Source organism: Polynucleobacter aenigmaticus, assembly GCF_002206635.1.
Classification (GTDB): domain Bacteria; phylum Pseudomonadota; class Gammaproteobacteria; order Burkholderiales; family Burkholderiaceae; genus Polynucleobacter; species Polynucleobacter aenigmaticus.
Genome location: NZ_NGUO01000002.1, coordinates 315,849 through 334,577 on the forward strand (window position 1 = coordinate 315,849; position 18,729 = coordinate 334,577).

General features: G+C 46.1%; 14 protein-coding genes. 7 read left to right on the forward strand and 7 right to left on the reverse strand.

What is annotated here, in order from left to right:
• Positions 1-50 precede the first annotated feature (50 nt).
• The 3 genes from CBI30_RS02315 to lptM form a co-directional block, all read right to left on the reverse strand.
• Positions 51-1,277, reverse strand: a complete 1,227-nt coding sequence (locus tag CBI30_RS02315) for a Fic family protein (RefSeq protein WP_088526696.1) — start codon at positions 1,275-1,277, stop codon at positions 51-53.
• A gap of 329 nt (positions 1,278-1,606) precedes the next feature.
• Complete coding sequence (lysA, locus tag CBI30_RS02320; RefSeq protein WP_088526697.1) at positions 1,607-2,905, reverse strand: diaminopimelate decarboxylase; 1,299 nt, start codon at positions 2,903-2,905, stop codon at positions 1,607-1,609.
• On the reverse strand, positions 2,902-3,093 hold the full coding sequence (lptM, locus tag CBI30_RS11410; protein WP_088526698.1) for an LPS translocon maturation chaperone LptM: 192 nt from the start codon (positions 3,091-3,093) through the stop codon (positions 2,902-2,904). The genes lysA and lptM overlap by 4 nt, the downstream gene beginning before the upstream one ends.
• Positions 3,094-3,110: 17 nt before the next feature.
• Between lptM and cyaY the strand changes: the two genes are divergently transcribed.
• Positions 3,111-3,524: an iron donor protein CyaY gene (gene cyaY / locus CBI30_RS02330; protein WP_240553466.1), complete on the forward strand. Its 414-nt coding sequence runs from the start codon at positions 3,111-3,113 to the stop codon at positions 3,522-3,524.
• A gap of 14 nt (positions 3,525-3,538) precedes the next feature.
• Here cyaY and aroB read toward each other — a convergent pair whose 3' ends face one another.
• The 3 genes from aroB to CBI30_RS02345 all read right to left on the reverse strand — a co-directional run bounded on the left by aroB (position 3,539) and on the right by CBI30_RS02345 (position 5,501).
• The gene (gene aroB / locus CBI30_RS02335) at positions 3,539-4,621 is read right to left on the reverse strand and encodes a 3-dehydroquinate synthase (protein WP_088526700.1); all 1,083 of its coding nucleotides are present in this window, start codon (positions 4,619-4,621) and stop codon (positions 3,539-3,541) included.
• 8 nt (positions 4,622-4,629) lie between these two features.
• A complete protein-coding gene (locus CBI30_RS02340; RefSeq protein ID WP_088526701.1) occupies positions 4,630-5,154 on the reverse strand; it encodes a shikimate kinase in 525 nt (174 codons plus the stop codon).
• Positions 5,155-5,312: 158 nt separating this feature from the next.
• Complete coding sequence (locus tag CBI30_RS02345) at positions 5,313-5,501, reverse strand: PIN domain-containing protein (protein WP_088526702.1); 189 nt, start codon at positions 5,499-5,501, stop codon at positions 5,313-5,315.
• 925 nt (positions 5,502-6,426) lie between these two features.
• Here CBI30_RS02345 and CBI30_RS02355 point away from each other — a divergent pair.
• The 6 genes from CBI30_RS02355 to mlaE all read left to right on the forward strand — a co-directional run bounded on the left by CBI30_RS02355 (position 6,427) and on the right by mlaE (position 17,613).
• Entirely contained in the window at positions 6,427-8,763 is a 2,337-nt protein-coding gene (locus CBI30_RS02355) for a penicillin-binding protein 1A (RefSeq protein WP_088526704.1), read from the forward strand.
• A gap of 12 nt (positions 8,764-8,775) precedes the next feature.
• Positions 8,776-9,480: a transposase gene (locus tag CBI30_RS02360; RefSeq protein WP_088526705.1), complete on the forward strand. Its 705-nt coding sequence runs from the start codon at positions 8,776-8,778 to the stop codon at positions 9,478-9,480.
• A 194-nt stretch (positions 9,481-9,674) separates the two neighbouring features.
• Positions 9,675-14,420 (forward strand): glutamate synthase-related protein, encoded by a 4,746-nt coding sequence (locus CBI30_RS02365; RefSeq protein ID WP_088526706.1) that lies wholly within the window; start codon positions 9,675-9,677, stop codon positions 14,418-14,420.
• A gap of 58 nt (positions 14,421-14,478) precedes the next feature.
• Complete coding sequence (locus CBI30_RS02370) at positions 14,479-15,942, forward strand: glutamate synthase subunit beta (protein ID WP_088526707.1); 1,464 nt, start codon at positions 14,479-14,481, stop codon at positions 15,940-15,942.
• A 10-nt stretch (positions 15,943-15,952) separates the two neighbouring features.
• Complete coding sequence (locus CBI30_RS02375) at positions 15,953-16,819, forward strand: ABC transporter ATP-binding protein (RefSeq protein WP_169711234.1); 867 nt, start codon at positions 15,953-15,955, stop codon at positions 16,817-16,819.
• 2 nt (positions 16,820-16,821) lie between these two features.
• On the forward strand, positions 16,822-17,613 hold the full coding sequence (gene mlaE / locus CBI30_RS02380) for a lipid asymmetry maintenance ABC transporter permease subunit MlaE (RefSeq protein ID WP_420812032.1): 792 nt from the start codon (positions 16,822-16,824) through the stop codon (positions 17,611-17,613).
• Positions 17,614-17,635: 22 nt separating this feature from the next.
• On the opposite strand, the gene CBI30_RS02385 is transcribed toward mlaE, so the two are convergent.
• Positions 17,636-18,712, reverse strand: coding sequence for an RNA-guided endonuclease InsQ/TnpB family protein (locus tag CBI30_RS02385; protein ID WP_206075522.1), 1,077 nt, complete (start codon positions 18,710-18,712; stop codon positions 17,636-17,638).
• Positions 18,713-18,729: the final 17 nt, after the last annotated feature.

Consider the following 18,729-nt stretch of genomic DNA (forward strand, 5'->3'; position numbering starts at 1 on the left):
ATAAAGACGCATCATGCGTCTTTATTTGCATACTTTAAAGTCAAAGAAGACTAGCTTTTATCAAAAAATGACCGAGGCTTCTTTTTATCTTCTTTTTTATTTAATGAGGCTGGTATAAATCCGTTTCGCTCTAAAACATACATAACCCCGCGTAGCAGGTAATTATTGGCAAATCCTATCGTATAGACCCTTCCATTTCCCTTCAATGCAAATAACATTTTCTTGTCTTTTAGTTTTTTGATTATCCTGGACCGTTGAACTGAAGACTCGTTACCGATAACATCTTCAAGGTCCGCTGATTTTATGCTCATGGTTGGACTCTTCACAACGGCGAGCAATATTAGATACTCCCTTTTGGTGATGTGCTCTCTTTCAAGCGCGTATTCCAATACTGGAATCAAAATATTTGCTGTCATGTAGGATAAGTCCAAAAGCCTATCGATTTTTTCAATCTCTTGCCTAAGCCCATCCAAAACATACAAACACCAATCCAGAACCTTATCTTTTTGACCGGAGTCCGCAAGGGCTAGTTTTTCATAATATCTATCTCGGTCAATACAAAAAATTGCTGTTGGATTTAGTATCCGCCCACTTTTGACCTGAAACCCTTGTTTAATGAGCATCGCATAAGTGAACATTCTAATAAGTCGCCCATTACCGTTGTCAAATGGGTGGATCCATGCCATTCGATGATGAGCAATAGCCGTAACCAATAAATGGTTTTGACTGATGGCGTCATCGTTGACGAAGTCCATTAACGCATCAAAATACTCGGGTACCTTTATTTGGTCTGGAGGTGTATGACTAGAGCCAGAAATTGATACATTTACCGGACGCAAAACACCAGAATATCGAGAACCCTCACCGCTAGGTGGGGGGCTGAGCCCCTCAACTAAAATTTGGTGTACTTGGGAAATAAGCGCCCTATTAAAGATGGTATTTTTATCAATATTGGCCTCAATAAAGGCAATGGCCTTCTCAATGTTTTTAATTTCACGTAAGCCATCATCCGACTTATCCTTGCTGGGGCTGAGAATTACACTCTCAACAAATTCTGAAAGCGTGGTTTGATTGCCCTCTATGCGCGCTGAACCGAGACTTTCAAATATATGGAAAATGTCTTTTAATTGAAAAAATATATAAGGTGGCACAGGACCGCCAAGCTCTTTTACCCTAAGCTTTTCAAGTTCGATAATTGCCGTTACCAGTGGAGACCCCCATGCTGGCTCGAAAAACTCTACCAGCACTCCCGACCCTAATGATGGAACTTGATTCATCTCTACCCTTATTTGCACTGATGTTATTAGTTAATTAACATTGTAGCAATAAAATCCTTTAAATACAGTGAGATACAAGTTTCTGTAATTTTAGTTAATTAACAATCATCCATTGCCTATTTACACTTTAGAAAAATGTAATATTTATAAGCAATCTAATCCGGGAAATCAGTTAGCTTCTGATTTGGGCCAAACAAAAATGCAGCTCTTTTAGACCATCCTTACCAGGCGGATAGTTTTCAACTTATATTGTTAACGGCTTGCTACATTAGCGGGATTTTTTATTGCTTGCGATTTTTAAAGCATCGCAATTTATTATTGTGACTAGCTTAGCTCGGCAATACTGTTTCAGTAGCAAAGAGATCTGCAATATTTTCACGAGCACGAATGACATAAGCATTTTTTCCGTCAACCATAATCTCCGCAGGCTTTGGTCTGGTGTTGTAGTTCGATGCCATCACAAAACCATAAGCACCTGCAGACAGAATACCGAGTAGATCGCCTTCTTCAACTGCGAGCGTGCGATCTCTTCCCAACCAGTCACCTGATTCGCAGACCGGTCCAACGATGTCATAGGTTACGCTTTTAACTGTTTTAGTTTGAACGGCCACAATGCCGTGATAGGCCTCATATAGCGCTGGGCGCATCAACTCGGTCATTGCAGCATCCACAATGCAAAAGTTTTTCTCAGCGCCAGGCTTAAGGTATTCCACCTGAGTTAGTAGCACGCCAGCATTGCCCACCAAGGATCTGCCGGGCTCCAAGACGACATCGAGATGCCCAAAGCCTCGCTCAGCAACTCTATTAAGCAAGGTGTTGGTGAACTCAGTAATGTCCGGAGGGTTGTCATCACCATAAGAGATGCCTAGGCCACCACCTAAATCTAGATGATGGATATCAATACCTTCTTTTTTCAATTGAGCGACTAACTCAAGCACTTTATCGAGCGCATCTAAATAAGGGGCGGTGTTCGTAATCTGAGAGCCAATATGGCAGTCAATACCCACAACATCAATTTGTGAAAGTAATGCAGCTTCACGATAGGTTTTTAGGACCTCGTGATAAGCGATACCAAATTTGTTGCCTTTTAATCCAGTAGAAATATAAGGATGGGTTTGAGCATCGACGTCAGGATTGACGCGTAAGGAAATGGGTGCGCGGCAATTAAGCTTGGTGGCAACGCGATTGATTTGGTGAAGCTCGGCAATCGATTCCACATTGATACATTTAACTCCAGCCTGCAATGCTTGGGCAATTTCAGGGGCAGATTTACCAACCCCTGCAAATACCAAACTCTTTGGATCTGCACCCACTGCTAAAGCACGAGCTAATTCTCCGCCACTGACTAAGTCAAAGCCAGCGCCTAATTTTTTAAAGCAATCAATTACTGCTAAGTTGCTGTTGGCTTTCATGGCGTAGTGAACGCGTGCACGCCTCTTGCCGGTGGAATCTACGCAGGCTTTGTCATAGGCTTGATAAGCCTGGGTCAATGCTTTCTTGCTATAAACGTATAAGGGGGTGCCAAACTCTTTTGCTAGATCTGCTAAAGGAATTTCTTCCGCATACCAACTGCCATTATGTTCTGTGAATCCAGCTAAATCTGGGAGGGGAATTGCTTTACTTGTCATTGCTTGGCCGATGTTGGGTTAGTCGCAGCAGGGCTTTGAGGTGGGTAGAGCTTGCCTTTAGGCTCTGACTCGCTAGGTGGCAGGGGGGCAGGCGGCACATTTGGCAAATATAGCGGTCCTCTAACCCCACATCCTACAAGGGATATTAGAAGGCTAATGCCGAGAGTTCTTTTAAGAATCGCTATCATGAATGTCTCTAAAACGAATGATTGAATATAGCATGCAGGACTCTAATATGAAGCCAAACAATCTAGCTGTTGCAAGCATTGATGACAAGCAATTTCATCAGTTAGGAAGCAATTTGATGGAGTCGATTGAAGTAGCCCTGGAGGCGGCTGATGACGCATTGGATTTAGATCTTGATGTGGAGCGCCAAGGTGGAAATGTCATCAATATTCGATTTAAGGACCGTAGCATCATTGTGGTTAATACCCAGGCCCCTTTACATGAAATCTGGGTTGCAGCCAAATCTGGTGGTTATCACTATCGTTGGGCTGGCACCTTGACTGCGCCCCTCTGGCTGGATACTAAGACTGGACAGGAATTACTAAGTGACCTTTCTGCATTTGCTAGTGCTCAAGCAGGCCAGGCAGTCACTATTAGCCTTATTCAGAAATAAGACCCCTGCAGCAATTACACGGCGCCAGTTGCAGCTAAAGTTTCTATGACCTGGGCATCTGGCACGCTCTTAATTTGAGCCTTGCCAATCTTCTCAAGAACGACGTAACGAATCTGGCCGCCCTCAGTCTTTTTATCTACTTGCATTAATTCCATATAACGCTGCGCACCAAACTTCGGTGGATCAGTAGGTAGATTCATAGATTGAATAATCTTAGTTAAACGATCTACTTCATCTTGGGTGATGAAATTCAGGCGCCTTGATAGGTCTGCACCCATTACCATGCCACAACCAACAGCTTCACCATGCAGCCATGAGCCATAGCCCATGCCCGCTTCAATGGCATGACCAAAGGTATGTCCAAAGTTAAGCGTGGCCCGAATGCCGCCTTCTCTTTCATCGGCAGACACTACTGCGGATTTAATTTCGCAAGAGCGCAGAACGGCATGTGCCATTGCTGATGTTTCGCACGCCAACAAAGATTTTGCATTTGCTTCAATCCAATTCAAGAACTCAGTATCCGCAATAGCGCCGTGCTTAACCACTTCAGCAAGGCCGGCTGAGAGTTCACGTGCAGGCAAAGTTTTGAGGGTATTTAGATCTGCGATGACTGCTACAGGTTGATGAAATGCCCCAATCATATTTTTACCGAGCGGGTGGTTGATGCCCGTTTTGCCGCCAACCGAAGAGTCGACTTGAGCTAACAAGGTTGTTGGCACTTGAATAAAACGAATGCCGCGCATGAAGCTTGCTGCAGCAAAGCCCGTCATATCCCCAATGACTCCGCCTCCTAAGGCTACAAGCATGGTTTGGCGATCTGCACCAAACTTAAGGAGGTCATCAAAAATCAGCTGGAGATTTTTCCAGTCTTTATAGGACTCCCCATCAGGCAAGACAATCGTTCTGACAGGCTTGCCAAGTTGTCCTAAAGTCTTTGTGAGGCGCTCTGCGTACAAAGGGGCAACAGTCGTATTGGTAACAATATAAATCGATGTCGCTTTCTCGCAAGCGCTAAATAGTTCTGGCTGATCTATTAAATCGCTACCAATATGGATGGGGTAACTACGATTGCCTAGATCAACTTCTAATGTTTTCATGGATAAATTCAAGCGGAAAGTTCGAGCTGCATGATTAAAGTATTGACCAATTGATTAACGCTGGGTTTCCCAGTTTCAATGACATGATCAGCGATTTCGCGATAAAGAGGGTCTCGGATGGCGTATAGATTTTCTAGAATCTTTTTTGCATCACCGTTTCTGAGAAGCGGTCTGCCTTCGCCACCTTTAGTGCGATGCCATAGTTCCATCGGATTGGCGTGGAGATAAATCACTGTTCCTCTTTCACTGAGGAATTGACGGTTCTCAGGAAGTAAGATGGCACCACCACCAGTTGCCAAAATAACGTCTTGCTCTGCGGTAATGTCTTTGATGGCCTGAGCCTCGCGCTTACGGAACCCATCTTCGCCTTCCATTTCAAAGATGATGGGAATCTTGACGCCGCAACGATCTTCAATGACATGGTCGGCATCCAGAAAGCGTCGACCTAATTTCTTAGCCAGCAATTTACCGACGGTCGACTTTCCAGCGCCCATGAGGCCAATCAGAAAGATATTGTTGGATGAAGAGTTCACCCTTTGATTTTATTAGTGTTTCTCTAAGACGGTGGGTGTTAAGAAGACTAATAGTTCGGTTTTATTGGCTAATTTGGATTTATGACTATACAAATCCCCAATCAGCGGGTTGACGCTTAAAAGTAGAACCATTAGGTTGAGATTATTTGATGCCAGATTTAGATCTTCCAGGGGTTAATAACCTCCAACCCTGGAAATTGAAAATCGCCGGCATTGCGAGTGACTAGCTTTAATCCATAGTGGATTGCAGTTGCTGCCAGCAGGCGATTAATCGCTGGTGTAGGACGTCCTGCCTGCGCAATTAGACGCCCCCATTGATTTGCAACGCTGACATCTACCGTCAACATGCGGCCCGCTAATTCGGTTCTTATTAAAGACTTCTTTAATGAAGAGTCAAGTTATTAAAGAGAGATTGCATGCCCTTGCAGCAATGAAGGGCTCTTTTGCCATGGTAATCAGTGGCTACTATGCACAATTACGACCGGTTCTTTTGACTGTAATGTGCATCTAATTTGGTTGACTTCAATGTGATGGATTTGCCTTTGGGGTAGGTCAAGATAGCCGCCTCTCATTGGCGACCATCAGCATGGTCTGCCGGTATGAAAAGCCTGTTTAACTACACATGTTTGAAGGAGCCCTAAATATCTCCGGCGACGTAGTTCAGCCTAATATGGGGTGGGTGACGGATTACTTTGTGGCGCGGATATTGGAGGCCTTAACTTCTAGAGTGAATACTTACTTCTATTTTATCTAATGCAGTGTATCAATCATCTTGTTCTGAAAACCAGCTACTTAGAGATAAAGCAAGTTCATTCTTTAGGTTAGATGTTTGACTCTGCAAGGCATGTCGTTCCTGCCCAGAGCTGGCTTGTGGGATTCCAGAAGAAAAAATACAGCCCCGATGGTGAGGGCAAGGAACGTAACAATAATCAAAATAGGGGTAGTTTTTAGCCTATCAAAGTGAGGCTCGGAAACCGAAAATGACGAAGATTTTGGCTTGGCTTAGCCCCCTGGTTGGGGTCTTAAGGGTGCTGAGGATTTGCGAATTCCATGGGTCCGGAATGGCAGAATCGTCTTCCAACTTACTAAGGATGTGATCAAAAGACTGGGGGGAGATATGGCGTGGTGGCATGCCGCATTGTTTGCCCTAAGGATAGGAAAAACGATCAGGCAAGGCAGAATTGCAGGTCAGAAAAATCTACCTCAAACTTCTTTAAACAAGGGTTTTGGAGCTTTCAGGAAAATTCACCAAGCACCCTATAATTTGATTCTATGGCTCTACCTCCAAAAGACAGGCCGCCTTTAAACGGGCGGTTTAACCGACAGCCTGATAGACGTCCTGGTCAGCATAGAGCGGAGCGTTCCCCATCCAACAAATCAGGGGGCAATCCCCTTGTCAAAGCCTTGTTGATCATCTGCATGGTTTTTGCTGTGGTGTTTACCTTGCTCCTGGGCTACGCCTTTTTAATAGCAAAACCCAATTTGCCGAAGATTTCAGCATTGGTGGACTACAACCCAAAAACACCTCTACGAATTTATACGGCCGATAAAGTCCTGATTGGCGAGTTTGGTGAGGAGCGCCGCAAGGTCATTCCCTTAAATGAAATCCCAGTGACTATGCGTAATGCAGTCTTGGCAATCGAAGATGATCGTTTTTACTCCCATGGTGGTGTGGACTACGTGGGCATCTTAAGGGCTGCTCTTACTAACTTGCGGGGCAATCTTTCACAAGGCGCCTCAACGATCACGATGCAGGTGGCTCGTAATTTCTTTTTAAGTAATGAGAAAACCTTCAGCCGCAAGATTTATGAGGTGCTGCTCTCTTGGGAAATCGAGTCTCAGTTAAGTAAAGACAAGATTCTTGAGATTTATATGAATCAGATCTTCTTGGGTCAAAGGGCGTACGGCTTTTCTAGTGCAGCCCAGATCTATTTTGGTAAAGAATTAAAAGACATCACTATTGCTGAATCTGCCATGTTGGCAGGATTGCCAAAAGCCCCATCGGCCTATAACCCGGTAAGCAACTTCCGTCGCGCCAAAATTCGCCAAGAATATATCTTGCAGCGGATGCGAGATTTGTCTTACATCACTCCCGAGCAGTACCAGATTGCAATGGCAGAAGAATTGCATATTCGTGGTCTTGGTAATGAATTTAGTATCCGTGCAGATTTTGCATCAGAGATGGTGCGTCAGTTACTGTTTACGCAATATGGCGAAGCAATTTATTCTCAAGGAATAGATGTATACACCACGATCTTGAAGGCGGATCAAGATGCGGCATATAAGGCAGTGCGACGCGGTATTTTTGAATATGATCTGCGTCATGCCTATCGCGGCCCCGAGGGGTTCATTGATCTGCCGGAAGATCATGTCAAGCGTCAACGCGCAATTGATGAAGCTTTATTGGCTTACCCGCAGCTAGATGATTTGCAATCGGGTGTGGTGCTCGATATCAAACCAAAAGAAATGCAGGTCATGATTTCAACGGGCGATACGATCACCCTAAAAGGTGAGGGTATGAAGCTTGCAACTGCCTCTTTAACCGATAGTACTCAACCTAAAAAACGCTTACGTCCTGGCGCCATCGTCAGGCTGCTGTCAGATGGTGGGGTTTGGAAGCTGGCGCAATTGCCACAAGTAGAAGCGGCCTTTGTTTCCATGAATGCAGAGACGGGCGCGATTCTTTCATTGGTAGGCGGTTTTGATTTCCGCCGCAATCAATTTAATCACGTCACTCAGGCTCAGCGCCAACCTGGATCCTCGTTTAAGCCATTCATCTACGCTGCTGCAATTGAAAAAGGTTTTTCTCCGAGCACCATGGTGAACGATGCGCCACTTTCAATTGGCAGCATGGAAACTGGTAGCCAAGCTTGGGAGCCTAAGAACTACGATGGCAAGTACGAGGGCATGATGCGTTTACGTACTGCCTTGGCTAAATCCAAGAACTTGGTTTCCGTTCGGATCATTCGTGCCATTGGCCCTTCTTATGCGCAAGAATATATTCAACGCTTTGGTTTTGAGGCGGAGAAGCATCCCCCTTATTTAACGATGGCCTTAGGCGCCGGCTCTGTAACACCTTTGCAAATGGCATCTGCCTATAGTGTCTTTGCTAACGGCGGCTATCGCGTTGATCCGTTTTTGATTAATAAGATGATGGATTCAAAAGGTACGGTTTTGTTTGAGGCAAAACCAACCCAAGCGAAAGTGGATGCAACTCGCGTGTTAGATGCCCGCACTGCCTTTGTGATGGATAGCATGTTGCAGGAAGTAACTAAGACAGGAACTGCGGGTAGTGCGAGAGCCAAGCTAGGCCGCAATGACATTGCGGGTAAAACGGGTACAACCAACGATTCTCACGATGCTTGGTTTGCGGGATATAGCCCTAAAGTAGTGGCAATCGCTTGGATTGGATTCGATAAGCCTGCCAGTTTGGGTGATCGTGAAACTGGTGGAGGTCTTGCTTTGCCAATGTGGATCTCTTATATGAGCACTGCTTTGAGGGATGAGCCACAACAAGGGCGCGAAGTGCCTGCGGGAGTGACTCAGGTAGATGGGGATTGGTTTATTCCGGAGTTTTCAAATAATGGTGGCGTTCGCGAACTGCAGTAGTTCGTTTCAGTAATGGCACGGCAAGCACGCACCATCATTCCTGGCCAAGCAATGCATGTGATGGTTCGTGGCAATAACAGAGAAACCTTGTTTTTTAGTGATGCTGATCGCCGAGTCTATTTAGACTGGCTGCGTGAAGCTGCCAAACAATTTGGCGCTGCAGTACATGCATTTGCATTGATGCCAAACCATGTGCATCTCTTGATTACTCCACAAAACGCTGATGCACTAGCTAAAACGATGCAATCTTTGGGTAGGCGCTACGCCCAGTATTTCAATCAACAACACCATCGCTCAGGAACAATTTGGGAGGGGCGCTACCGCTCTTCCTTGATAGATCCTGATTATTTCTTGCGCTGTCAGCGCTACATAGAACTAAATCCAGTTAGGGCCGGCTTTGAATCTAGCCCCCAAGATTCGGCCTGGACAAGCTTTGCTTCTCATATCGGAGGCAATGCAGAGCCGTGGTTGGTAGACCATCAACACTTTTGGAAGTTGGGTAATACCCCTTTTGAGCGGCAAATGACATGGGCCGGCTTTGTAAAAGAGGGTGCGCCTCACTGGGAAGATCGGCAAATTACTGAAGCACTTGTTCGCTCTAAGCCCTGGGTAAGCGATATTTACGCTAAAAAACTCTTTAAAGAGAATCCTGAGCAGGCAATTATCCGATATCGTGGCCGGCCAAAGAAATTAATTTCAATCAATTCAGTGACTTAGAACCCGCTCTATGGTTCAGATGTGCTAGAGGGTACTCATCAATTGTTGACTCTGTCCCTTTATTTTTAATTCATTGTGGTGCTTCCCATTAATAAATGGGACAGAGTTATTTTATTTTTATTGCATCAGCATGGGTATTCACCTATATTTGATCCTCCAAAAGTGATCAGGCCTTAATGGCAAACGGAAATATTATGACTACACATATGAATACAGATCTTCGTCCAATCGCACAAGGTCTTTACGACCCTCGAAATGAGCATGATGCTTGCGGCGTAGGATTCGTTGCCCATATCAAAGGGAAAAAATCGCACGAGATCGTTGCTCAGGGATTGAAAATTCTTGAGAACTTAGATCACCGCGGAGCCGTTGGTGCCGATCCGTTAATGGGTGATGGTGCGGGTATCTTGATTCAGGTTCCTGATACTTTATATCGCGAAGAAATGGCCAAGCAAGCTATCGAGCTGCCACCGTATGGTGAGTACGGCGTTGGCATGATTTTCTTGCCGAAAGAGCATGCTTCCCGTTTGGCTTGCGAGCAAGAGTTAGAGCGCACTGTACGTTTGGAAGATCAAGTGGTTTTAGGCTGGAGAGATGTGCCTATCGATGTGAAATTGCCCATGTCCCCAACAGTGCAAATGACTGAGCCATTTATTCGTCAGATCTTCATTGGTCGTGGGCGCGACATCATGACAACCGATGCCCTAGAGCGCAAGTTGTATGTAATCCGTAAAACAGCAAGTCACGCCATTCAAGATTTGCATTTAAAGCACGGTAAAGAATATTTTGTAGCATCTATGTCTGCGCGCACCATTGTTTATAAGGGTCTGCTCTTGGCAAACCAAGTGGGTGCGTACTACAAAGATTTACTGGATCCACGCACAATTTCAGCATTAGCTTTGGTTCATCAACGCTTTTCAACCAACACATTCCCTGCGTGGGAATTGGCACACCCGTATCGCATGATTGCGCACAACGGTGAGATCAATACAGTCAAAGGCAATGTCAATTGGGTGAATGCCCGAGAAGGTGCAATCAGTTCTCCAGTGCTCGGCGATGATCTGAAGAAATTATGGCCATTGATTTATCCAGGCCAATCAGACACCGCATGTTTTGATAACTGCTTAGAGCTGTTGGTCATGGCGGGTTACCCTCTGGCACAAGCCATGATGATGATGATCCCAGAGGCTTGGGAACAACATACTTTGATGGACGACAACCGCCGCGCTTTTTATGAGTACCACGCAGCGATGATGGAACCATGGGATGGCCCAGCCGCAATGGCCTTTACAGATGGCCGTCAGATTGGCGCCACCCTGGACCGTAACGGTTTGCGTCCAGCGCGTTATTACGTGACTGATGATGACTTGGTCATCATGGGCTCTGAGGCTGGCGTATTACCTATTCCAGAAAGCAAAATTGTCCAAAAATGGCGCTTGCAACCAGGCAAGATGTTCATGATTGACATGGAGCAGGGTCGCATTATTGATGACATCGAATTAAAAGATGCCGTCTCAAAAGCCAAGCCATATAAGAGCTGGATTGATGCTGTTCGCGTTAAGCTCGATGAAGTCGATGCTAGCAAAGCAGATTTGGTGGATGAAAAAACGACTATTCGTCCAGCAGCAAAATTATTAGATCGCCAACAAGCTTTTGGTTACACCCAAGAGGATATTAAGTACCTCATGGCACCAATGGCTATGAATGGTGAAGAGGCGATTGGATCCATGGGTAACGATAGCCCATTGGCAGTACTCTCCAGCAAGAATAAGCCGCTCTATAACTACTTCAAGCAACTATTTGCGCAGGTTACCAATCCTCCGATTGACTCCATTCGCGAAAACATGGTGATGTCTTTGGTGTCTTTTATTGGGCCTAAGCCTAATTTGTTAGATACCAACAATATCAACCCACCAATGCGTTTGGAAGTAAGTCAGCCTATTTTGGATTTTGACGATATGACGAAGATTCGTCATATTGACCACTACACCAATGGTAAATTCCGTTCATACGAGCTGGATATTTGTTACCCAGCATCTTGGGGCAAAGCCGGTATCGAGGCGCGCTTAGCATCTTTATGTGCTGAAGCGGCTGATGCTGTTCGCTCTGGTTACAACATCCTGATTGTGAGCGATCGCCAGGTTGGTGAGGAACACGTAGCTATTCCTGCGCTCTTGGCTACTTCAGCGATTCATCAGCATTTGGTTGAAAAAGGTTTGCGCACTAGTGTTGGTCTGGTTGTTGAGACTGGTAGCGCGCGTGAAACACATCACTTCGCGCTCTTGGCGGGTTATGGTGCTGAAGCAGTTCATCCCTACTTGGCAATGGAAACTTTAGCTGAAATGGCTAAAGGTTTATCCGGCGATTTGTCAGCAGAAAAAGCCGTCAAGAATTTTGTTAAAGCAGTAGGTAAAGGCTTACAAAAAGTGATGTCCAAAATGGGTATCTCTACTTATATGTCTTATACCGGCTCACAGATTTTTGAAGCTATTGGTTTAAATGAAGAGGTGATTGATCATTATTTCAAAGGCACACCTTCAAACGTAGGCGGTATCGGCGTATTTGAAGTGGCTGAAGAAGCTTTGCGTATGCACCAATCTGCCTTTGGTAATGACCCAGTTTTAACTAATATGCTCGAAGCGGGTGGCGAGTATGCTTTCCGCATCCGCGGTGAAGACCACATGTGGACTCCCGATACGATTGCGAAGTTGCAGCACTCCACACGTATTGGAGCTGAAAAGGGTTATCAGACCTATAAAGAGTACGCAAATATCATCAATGACCAAACTAAGCGTCAGATGACATTGCGTGGTTTGTTTGAATTTAAGCTTGATCCAGCTAAAGCGATTCCATTGGATGAAGTTGAGTCCGCAAAAGAAATCGTCAAACGTTTTGCAACGGGCGCGATGTCTTTAGGTTCCATCTCCACTGAAGCGCATGCTACTTTGGCAATTGCCATGAACCGGATTGGCGGTAAGTCCAATACTGGCGAAGGTGGTGAAGATCCAAATCGTTATGTGAACGAGCTCAAAGGCATTCCAATCAAGAAGGGTGAAACCTTAGCGAGTATCTTGGGAGATGATGTTGTTGAGGCAAATATTCCTTTGCTCGATGGCGATTCATTGCGCTCCAAAATTAAGCAGGTTGCTTCTGGGCGCTTCGGAGTCACTACGGAATACTTACGCTCTGCTGATCAGATTCAGATCAAGATGGCTCAAGGTGCTAAGCCTGGCGAAGGCGGCCAATTACCTGGCGGTAAAGTTTCCGACTACATTGGTAAATTGCGCTTCTCAGTTCCAGGTGTTGGCTTGATTTCTCCTCCTCCACACCATGATATTTATTCGATTGAAGATATTGCGCAATTGATCCACGATTTAAAGAATGTGAATCCGGCTGCCGATATATCTGTGAAACTGGTTTCTGAAGTAGGTGTTGGCACGATTGCTGCTGGTGTTGCTAAGGCCAAGGCAGATCACGTCGTGATCGCTGGTCATGATGGTGGTACTGGTGCATCTCCACTGTCGTCTATTAAGCATGCTGGTTCCCCATGGGAATTAGGCTTGGCCGAAACTCAACAAACATTGGTGCTCAATGGCTTGCGTAGTCGTATCCGCGTTCAAGCTGACGGCCAAATGAAAACTGGTCGTGACGTAGTGATTGGCGCTTTGTTAGGCGCGGATGAGTTTGGTTTTGCTACTGCCCCATTGGTCGTTGAAGGTTGCATCATGATGCGTAAGTGTCATTTGAATACCTGCCCAGTTGGTGTTGCAACACAGGATCCAGCGTTGCGTAAAAAGTTCTCTGGTAAGCCAGAGCATGTTGTGAACTTCTTCTTCTTTATTGCAGAAGAAGTGCGCGAGATCATGGCTCAACTGGGTATTCGTAAATTTGATGATTTGATTGGTCGTGTTGACCTCTTGGATACCCGCAAAGGTATTGATAATTGGAAAGTTCATGGCTTGGATTTCAGCAAGATTTTTGCTGAGCCAGCAGTAGCTAAAGATGTTCCACGTTACCAAATTCTGACTCAAGAACATGGCTTAGGTAGTGCGCTGGATAACATTCTGATTGAGAAGAGTGAGCCTGCGCTGCAACGTGGTGAAAAAGTCTCTTTCATTGTTCCGGTGAAGAACGTAAACCGTACGGTTGGCGCAATGCTCTCTGGAGAAATCGCTCAGCGTTATGGCCATGCTGGTTTGCCTGATGACACTATTCATATTCAATTGAACGGCACCGCTGGTCAAAGCTTCGCAGCTTTCTTGGCACGTGGCGTCACCCTAGATTTGGTGGGCGATGGTAACGACTACGTTGGTAAAGGATTGTCTGGTGGACGTGTAATTGTGCGTGCTCCTCATGAGTTCCGCGGCGACACAGCAAAGAACATCATTGTCGGCAATACCGTTCTTTACGGTGCAATCGGCGGCGAAGCATTCTTCAATGGTGTTGCTGGTGAGCGTTTTGCAGTTCGTAACTCTGGTGCTACAACAGTCGTTGAAGGCACCGGCGATCACGGTTGTGAATATATGACTGGTGGAACCGTCGTGGTCTTGGGCGCAACTGGCCGTAACTTTGCTGCAGGTATGAGTGGTGGTATTGCCTACGTGTATGACGAAGATGGCCTCTTCGAGAAGCGCTGCAATACCAGCATGGCAACTTTAGAAAAAGTATTGCCTTCTGCTGAGCAGATTGCCAAGATGCCTCAGTCTGGATGGCATGCCCCTGTTGATGTGAAGGATGGTGGCGAGCGTATGACTGATGAGCAAATTCTCAAGGGCTTGATTGAGCAGCATTTCCGTCATACCGGCTCAGAGCGTGCAAAAGCACTCTTGGCTGATTGGGAAAATGCTCGTGGTCGTTTTGTGAAGGTGCTTCCTACTGAGTACAAACGTGCTTTAGGCGAGCTGTGGGAAAAAGCGCAAAACAAAACTGTAACTGCGTAATTTGCTAATAAGTTGCTTAATTAATAAAGATATTAAGAAAAGATACTGAGGATTCGATATGGGTAAGGTCACTGGATTTATGGAGTTTGAGCGCGTAGATGAAACTTACGAAGCTCCCGTTAAGCGCCTCCATCATTACAAAGAGTTCGTTGCGGCATTGACGGATGATGAGGCAAAAGTGCAGGGTGCACGCTGCATGGACTGTGGCATACCGTTTTGTAATAACGGTTGTCCAGTTAACAACATCATTCCCGATTTCAATGACTTGGTATTTCATAATGACTGGAAGAATGCATTAGATGTTTTGCAATCAACCAATAACTTTCCTGAGTTCACGGGTCGTATTTGCCCAGCACCTTGCGAAGCTGCCTGCACCCTAGGAATCAATAGCGAGGCTGTTGGCATTAAGTCTATCGAGCACGCCATCATTGACAAGGGCTGGGAAAATGGTTGGGTTAAGCCACAACCATCCAAGACTAAGACTGGTAAAAAAGTAGCCGTTGTTGGCGGTGGACCTGCAGGCATGGCAACTGCGCAGCAATTAGCGCGTGTCGGCCATGACGTCACCGTGTTTGAAAAAAATGATCGTGTTGGCGGATTATTGCGCTACGGCATCCCTGATTTCAAAATGGAAAAATGGCTGATCGACCGCCGCGTTGAGCAAATGCAGGCTGAGGGTGTGAAGTTTGAGACTGGCGTATTTGTTGGTAAAGAGGCAGTTGGTGCCGAAGTCAAAAATTACTCCACAAAAACCGTTTCACCTGATCAGTTGATGAAAGATTTTGATGCCGTTGTGATTAGCGGTGGATCTGAGCAGCCACGTGACTTGCCAGTTCCCGGCCGTGAGTTGAAGGGCGTTCACTATGCTTTGGAATTCTTGATTCCCCAGAACAAAGAAAACGCAGGCGATTTGAAAAATGAAATTTCCGCAGCGGGTAAGAATGTAGTGGTAATTGGTGGTGGCGATACTGGATCTGATTGCGTTGGAACCTCCAATCGACACGGTGCTACCAAGATCACTCAGTTTGAATTGATGTCACAGCCACCAGAAGTGGAGAACAAGCCTTTGGTATGGCCATATTGGCCAACTAAGTTGCGTACCTCGTCTTCTCATGAAGAAGGTTGCGATCGTGACTGGTCTGTTGCGACTAAGCGTTTTGAAGGCAAAGACGGCAAACTTGAGAAATTAATCTGTGTGCGTTTGGAGTGGAAAGACGGCAAGATGACAGAAATGCCGAATTCTGAATTTGAAATTAAGGCTGATTTAGTGTTTCTAGCGATGGGCTTTGTGTCCCCCGCAGCTCAAGTTCTCAATGCCTTTGGCGTTGAAAAAGATGCTCGCGGTAATGCAAAAGCTACTGTAGATGGCCAAAATGCCTATCAAACCAACGTTCCTAAGGTATTTGCTGCGGGCGATATGCGTCGTGGTCAATCTTTGGTGGTGTGGGCGATTCGTGAAGGTCGTCAGGCCGCTCAGGCGGTAGATGAGTATTTGATGGGCTCATCGGTCCTTCCCCGATAATATTGAGGATATGAATAGTAGCCACTCTAATTCGGTAGAAGTGACGGGGATATCCTCTAGCGGTGGCAAGGGCGAAGTTGTCGTTGCAGTTCAGGACGTCAACTTTTCATACGCCCCGGGCGAGCGGCAAATTCTGTCTGGACTCAATATGGAGTTTCGCCGCGGCCAAGTGGTTGCGGTCATGGGCGGTTCTGGTTGTGGCAAGACCACCATTCTGAGACTCATTGGCGGTCAGTTCACAGCACAGTCAGGCCAAGTCTTATTTGAAGGCCGTGATATTGGCAAGATGTCTTCTGCTGAGCTGATGGTTGCGCGTCGTCGCATGGGCATGCTCTTTCAGTTTGGTGCCCTCTTTACCGACCTGAGCGTTTTTGAAAATGTCGCCTTTCCTTTGCGTGAGCACACGAATTTAAGTGAAGAACTACTGCGCTCACTTGTTCTGATGAAACTCCATGCAGTTGGCTTGCGTGGCGCACGCGATTTGATGCCTGCACAAATTTCTGGCGGTATGGCAAGGCGCGTTGCACTTGCAAGAGCGATTGCACTTGATCCCCCTCTGATCATGTATGACGAGCCTTTTGCAGGCTTGGATCCAATTTCCCTAGGCATTACAGCGCGTTTGATTCGGGATTTAAATAAGGCCTTGGGTGCAACTAGTCTGTTGGTCACTCATGATGTTGAGGAAACCTTTGAGATTGCAGATTACGTTTATTTCATTGCCAATGGCCGTATTGGTGCAGAAGGCACCCCGGAAGAATTGAGCCGCTCAACAGATCCTTTTGTGCGCCAGTTTTTAGATGCATCGCCTGATGGTCCAGTGCCGTTTCACTATCCAGGGCAAAGCCTTGAAGAAGATTTTGGGGTGAGCCTTAAATGAGCATGCTTGATAAAACTGTCGATCTCTTCGGGGATCTTGGATTTTTTGTTCGTCGCAACTTAACCAGTCTTGGGCTTGCTGCGCGGATGTTTGCCGCAGTTATTTGGCGTTCAGGCTTCTTATTAAAGAGACCCCGTTTAGTTTCTGATCAAATTTTATTTGTGGGTAATCACTCTTTTGTGATCATTGCAGTCTCGGGTTTATTTGTTGGCTTCGTCTTGGGTCTGCAGGGTTATTACACTCTCAACCGTTATGGCTCAGAGCAGGCGCTGGGTTTGTTGGTTGCGCTGTCGCTGACACGTGAGTTGGGCCCAGTCATTACGGCTTTGTTATTCGCTGGTCGTGCTGGCACTTCACTGACGGCGGAGATTGGCTTGATGAAGGCCGGCGAGCAATTGAGTGCCATGGAGATGATGGCGGTAGATCCATTGAGCCGCGTGATTGCACCGCGTCTCTGGGCGGGCATTATTGCGATGCCAATTTTGGCGACGATCTTTACTGCTGTAGGTGTCATGGGTGGTTACTTTGTTGGCGTACCCTTGATTGGCGTGGACTCTGGCGCCTTTTGGTCACAGATGCAGGGCGGGGTAGACCTCTTTTCAGATATTGGCAATGGACTGATTAAAAGCTTGGTGTTTGGTGTGGCGGTGACTTTTATAGCGCTGTATCAGGGTTACGAGGCTAAACCCACACCAGAGGGTGTGTCACAAGCAACTACCCGTACGGTGGTGATCTCTTCTTTATCGGTTTTGGCATTGGATTTTTTGCTAACCGCAATGATGTTCTCGAATTAGAAAGATTGACATCCTCCTCCCCCTAAATGGAGAGAATTCCTCCCGCGAGACGCTCATGCCCGAGCGCGAGAATATTCTTGGCCGCATTGAGGTCGCGGTCATTAACCGAACCACAATCTGAACAAGTCCACTCTCTTATTCGCAAACCTGCTCTACCTTTCGGACTGCTGGGTGATGCGTTGCCACAGCACGAGCAAGTTTGGGTTGTGTACGCCTCATTCACTTCCTCAAAGACCACGCCAGCGCAATCGCTTTTGTATTCCAACATCGTTTTGAGTAATGACCAGCCTGCATCAAGTGTAGACTTGGCCATCTTTGTTTGAATAAAGTCTTTACTGCTGATGTTTCCTATAAAGATTGCGCCATATTCTTGCGTTAATTTTGTAGAAAACTTATGCAATTCATCTTTGCGGCGATTTTTGATCTTCGCATGAATATTTTTCACTCTTAATTTTTTATTAGCGCGTTGTGCAATACCTAATTTGGCTTCTAGCTTGCGGTAGTTTCGCCCAGTGAGGCGTTGCCCGTCCGAAGCAACAGCGCATTCCTTTAAGCCAAGATCGATGCCCACCGAGGTGATAGCGGTATTTTGATCATTTTGAGTCTTGACGGTAGTATTAAAATACCAACGACCACGAGCATCTTCGGAAAAAGAGCCAGAGCCCAGCTCGTAATCCGCTAGGCCGTATGAATCCCACAGATTAATTATTTGGCCTTGATAATGAAGTTGGCCATTCCGATAACGAATGACCGATTTTTTAATTGGAATCCAACCAAGCGAACGGCGTACGCCACTACTTTTACGCCATGATAGGCGTAGTTTACGAAACTGAATGCGGCGAGTAACAAACTCCTCGTTAATTGCTTGCACGGTTTGGCTATGTAGGCTTAAACCCTCCTTGCTGCTTCCGGTGGTGTATTTATTCAAATCATATGCTGAGAAAAATTTGCCCGTACGTCTTGTGTGCTTTTCAGATAACTCGTTAATGAAGTTCCAAACTAAGTTCACTTCACGAGCTTGGGCACAAAGGGTTTTTGCGTGTTTATCCTTTACGCGTAAGCATAGCGTTTTGATTGTTTTTAGCGCTGTCTCTGACATACTGTAATTATATACAG

Coding starts and splice junctions, on each gene's coding strand:
- CBI30_RS02315 (WP_088526696.1), bottom strand. CDS start 1,277: ATGAATCAAGTTCCATCATTAGGGTCGGGAGTGCTGGTAGAGTTTTTC.
- lysA (WP_088526697.1), bottom strand. CDS start 2,905: ATGACAAGTAAAGCAATTCCCCTCCCAGATTTAGCTGGATTCACAGAA.
- lptM (WP_088526698.1), bottom strand. CDS start 3,093: ATGATAGCGATTCTTAAAAGAACTCTCGGCATTAGCCTTCTAATATCC.
- cyaY (WP_240553466.1), top strand. CDS start 3,111: ATGATTGAATATAGCATGCAGGACTCTAATATGAAGCCAAACAATCTA.
- aroB (WP_088526700.1), bottom strand. CDS start 4,621: ATGAAAACATTAGAAGTTGATCTAGGCAATCGTAGTTACCCCATCCAT.
- CBI30_RS02345 (WP_088526702.1), bottom strand. CDS start 5,501: ATGTTGACGGTAGATGTCAGCGTTGCAAATCAATGGGGGCGTCTAATT.
- CBI30_RS02355 (WP_088526704.1), top strand. CDS start 6,427: ATGGCTCTACCTCCAAAAGACAGGCCGCCTTTAAACGGGCGGTTTAAC.
- CBI30_RS02360 (WP_088526705.1), top strand. CDS start 8,776: ATGGCACGGCAAGCACGCACCATCATTCCTGGCCAAGCAATGCATGTG.
- CBI30_RS02365 (WP_088526706.1), top strand. CDS start 9,675: ATGACTACACATATGAATACAGATCTTCGTCCAATCGCACAAGGTCTT.
- CBI30_RS02370 (WP_088526707.1), top strand. CDS start 14,479: ATGGGTAAGGTCACTGGATTTATGGAGTTTGAGCGCGTAGATGAAACT.
- CBI30_RS02375 (WP_169711234.1), top strand. CDS start 15,953: ATGAATAGTAGCCACTCTAATTCGGTAGAAGTGACGGGGATATCCTCT.
- mlaE (WP_420812032.1), top strand. CDS start 16,822: ATGCTTGATAAAACTGTCGATCTCTTCGGGGATCTTGGATTTTTTGTT.
- CBI30_RS02385 (WP_206075522.1), bottom strand. CDS start 18,712: ATGTCAGAGACAGCGCTAAAAACAATCAAAACGCTATGCTTACGCGTA.